Raw genomic sequence first — 3,288 nt, forward strand, 5'->3', positions numbered from 1 at the left:
GGTGGGGCGGTCGGGGCCGGGGGCGAGGCCCGGTGGCGGCGCTGTCCAGTTGCCGTGCGGGAGCAGCAGGTCCAGGCGCGGCGGGCGGAGCGCGCGGAGCGAGGCGTAGGTCTCCAGGGGGTCGGTGCGCGGGTCGACGACGGCGAGGATGCCCGCGTACGCGTCCGGCTGCTCCTCCGCGAGCAGCCGGAGGCCGCGGACGGCGCGGCTCCAGGCCGGGCGCCCGGCGTGGTCCACGCGCGCGGTGTTGTGCGCGGGCAGCCCGCCGTCGAGGCTGACGCCGACCCGGGTGCCGTGGCGTGCGAGGGTGCGCAGCCGGGCGCGGGTGAGCAGGGTGCCGTTGGTCTGGAGGGTGGGGTGCAGGGCGCAGTCCCCGGGGAGCCGGGTGCGCAGCAGATCGACGGCGCGGCCGAGGCGGTCCGCGCCCGCCAGCAGCGGTTCGCCACCGTGCAGGACGAGCGCCGCGTGCCGCAGGCCGTGCGCCGCGGCGTGCTCGGCGATACGGGCGGTGGTGCGGTCCACGACCGCGTCGCTCATCGTGGCGGGGCGGTCCCGCCAGCCGTGGTCGGCGGCCTCGTAGAGGTAGCAGTAGCGGCAGGCGAGGTTGCAGTGGCCGTGCACCTTGAGGATGAACTGCCGGAAGGGGTGGCAGGAGGGGACGTCCGGCCGGTCCGCCGCCGACGGGCCCGTGTCCCGTACGGTCTGCTGCGCCACGTCCGCACCCCCCAAGCCGCGGTCCGCGCAGGGACGGCCCCCGTCGCCGGTCCGAGGCGGAGTATCCCTGCGGGACGGTGTGACCAAACCGGCCGCGATCGCCGGTGTCCGGTTCCCCCGGCACCGACGACCGAAATTGTTCGGGTGGCAGCGATTCACTTCGGAAGGTTCGCGTCAGAAGGCGGCATTGAATCCCCACAGCATTTCCGTGGGTTCGTCCATGCGCGTCCGTATCCGTTCCAGTACTTCCGACAGCACCGGGTGGTCCACCGTCCGCAGCTCCGCGAGATCCATGGCGAGCAGGTCCGGCAGCTCGGGCAGCTCACCGGCCGGCGGCACGGTGGCCCCGGCCGCCGCCGTCTGCCCGGCCTCCGTGTCCTTGCGGCTCGCGCTCATCGCCTTACCCCTTTCCGCCAACTGCCCCCGCTGGTACGCATGTTCCAATCTGCCGCCTGTCACCCGCCGATGTCCATGAGCCGGCGCGAGGTCTCCCGGCCCGCGGGGCCGCCCTCGTCGGGCAGCCGCCGCCATTCCTCCAGGGCGAGGCGGTAGGCGTCGCGCGCGGCACGCGGCCGCCGCGCGTCCTCGTACGCCTCGCCGCGCAGGTGGTACGCACGGGCGCGGAGCCGTACGGCGGGGTCCGGGTCCGCCGCGCCCTCCTGGGCCGCGCGCGCCGCGTCGGCGGCGCGGCGGTAGGCGTCCGCCGCCTGTTCGAGCTGCGCGTCCAGGCCGGAGCGGCGGTGCGCGAGCCGGTGCGTGCCGCCCAGCTCCAGCCAGCTCTCCGCCCGGACCAGCGGGTCGGCGGCGGACTGCGCGGCGAGCCCGAAGAGATGCTCGGCCTCCCGCAGGTCCACCCGGTCGTCGTCGGTCCTGCGCAGCAGCAGGGCACGGCCGAGCGTGAGCAGCCGGCGCGCCAGCCGGGGATCGCCGGCCGCGGTCTCCATCCGGCAGTCCCGCAGCACCCGGACCGTGCGGTGGATGACGGCCCGGCCGCCGGGCTCGCGCGCCCGCCGCATCAGCGCGTCGCCCCACTCCTCGATCAGGTCGCCGTAGCCCTCGCGGTCCCGTGGCACTGCGCGGCAGGCCGCTTCGTACCGCCGGTCGGCCTCCGCCAAGTGCGCAGCGTCGCCATCCGCTTCGAAGCGGCGCACCGCGAGCCGGGCGGCGCGCACCAGCACGGCGGCCCGCTCGTCCGGCCCCTGCGCCGCCGCCTCCATGTCCCCGACCAACTGCCCGGCCCGCTCCAGCGCGGTGCCGGTGAGCATCAGCAGCGCGTCGGTCAGGTCCAGCCGGGCCCACAGCCGGGCGTTCTCGGGCGCGCCCTCGGCGGCCATCGCGTCGGCCGCGTGCGTGAGCGAGGCCGCGGCCTGCTCGGCGTAGGCCGCGGCCTGCTCCCGGTCGGCGGCCGTGCCGGCCAGCCGCAGCAGCGCCCGCCCGTGCGCCAGCGGCAGCCCCGAGGGCTGCGCCTCGTCGTACGGCCAGGCGTCCGCGAACGCCTCCAGCATCCCGACGGTCTCCTGGAGCAGCCCGCTGTCGCCGCCGAGGCGCCACTGCTCCTCCAGGACCTGGACCCGCTCCAGGGTGATCTCCAGGGCGTGCCACGGCTCCAGCCCGGCGGTCGCGCAGACGGCCGTGAACTCCCGGTCGGCGCGGCGCAGCAGGTCCAGCGCGCCACGGTCGTCACCGGCCGCGCGCCGCTCCCCCGCCTCGGTGTGCAGCACCCGTCCCAGCGCGGTGCGGGCGCGCGCCTCGCCGGACTGCGCCGCCGTACGCGCCGCCTCCCGCGCCTCGCGCAGCAGCGCCCGGCCGCCCTGCAGCTCCCACAGCCGCAGGAGGTTCTCCGCCAGCTCGCTCCACAGCGCGGTGTCGGCGCCGCGGTGCCGCTCGCGCCCGGTGGCGTGCCGCAGCAACTGCACCGCGTCGAGGAGGTTCTGCACCATGCCGTCGGCGGCGAACCGTTGCACCAGCGCCTGGGAGCGGCGCACGGCCTCGGAGGAGGCCGGGCCGCCGGGGCCCTCGTGGCCGTCGGTGGTGATGGTGCGCAGCGGGACGAAGCGTTCCAGGACGTGCGCCGCGACCTCGGCGAAGGGCTGCGGGGCCCGTACGCCGGGCCCGTCCCCCGGCGGATGGGTGCGCAGCCGCGCCGCCGACTCCGCCGGGTCCGCGCGCCGGTCGCCGGTGAGCTGCGCGATGGCGAGCGCGGGGAAGTTCGGACCGCCCTTGCCGAACCGTTGCTCCACATACGCGGAGCAGTGCTTGAGCACCAGCAGCGCCTCGTCCCTGCCGAGCGGTCCGAGCAGTACCTCCTGCACGCCCTTGACGAACTCGTACCAGGGGCCGCCAGCCATCGACTCGCCGTCCGTGCGCGTCAGCAGCCCGCCGAGCAGCACCTCCGACAGCTCCGCCGGGCCGGTCCCGGGCAGCATCGTGCGCTGCACCAGCTGCATCACCGGCAGGCACAGCGGGGCCGCCGCCAGATAGACCGCGAGCTGTGCCGCGCCGGGCGAGGCGGCGCGACGGAAGCGGGCGACGACCTCGGCGGCGGGCAGCGGATCGCGGGGGCGCGCGGCGGGG

At 76.9% G+C, this 3,288-nt stretch carries 2 protein-coding genes and 1 pseudogene; all 3 read right to left on the minus strand.

Annotated elements, in window-relative coordinates; all coding sequences use genetic code 11:
• On the minus strand, positions 1 to 714 hold a 714-nt coding region (locus CCS38_RS20780), incomplete at its 3' end, for a radical SAM protein (protein WP_372457125.1).
• A 174-nt stretch (positions 715 to 888) separates the two neighbouring features.
• Positions 889 to 1,110, minus strand: a complete 222-nt coding sequence (gene fxsA, locus CCS38_RS20785) for an FxSxx-COOH cyclophane-containing RiPP peptide (protein ID WP_223734816.1) — start codon at positions 1,108 to 1,110, stop codon at positions 889 to 891.
• A gap of 59 nt (positions 1,111 to 1,169) precedes the next feature.
• Positions 1,170 to 3,288: pseudogene (locus CCS38_RS20790) on the minus strand (SAV_2336 N-terminal domain-related protein); the annotation flags it as partial.

The sequence above is a fragment of the Streptomyces purpurogeneiscleroticus genome (assembly GCF_020024005.1).
GTDB lineage: Bacteria > Actinomycetota > Actinomycetes > Streptomycetales > Streptomycetaceae > Streptomyces > Streptomyces purpurogeneiscleroticus.

What these genes read in the sequence shown, in the direction of transcription:
- fxsA (WP_223734816.1), bottom strand. Translation starts at nt 1,110, where the DNA reads ATGAGCGCGAGCCGCAAGGACACGGAGGCCGGGCAGACGGCGGCGGCC.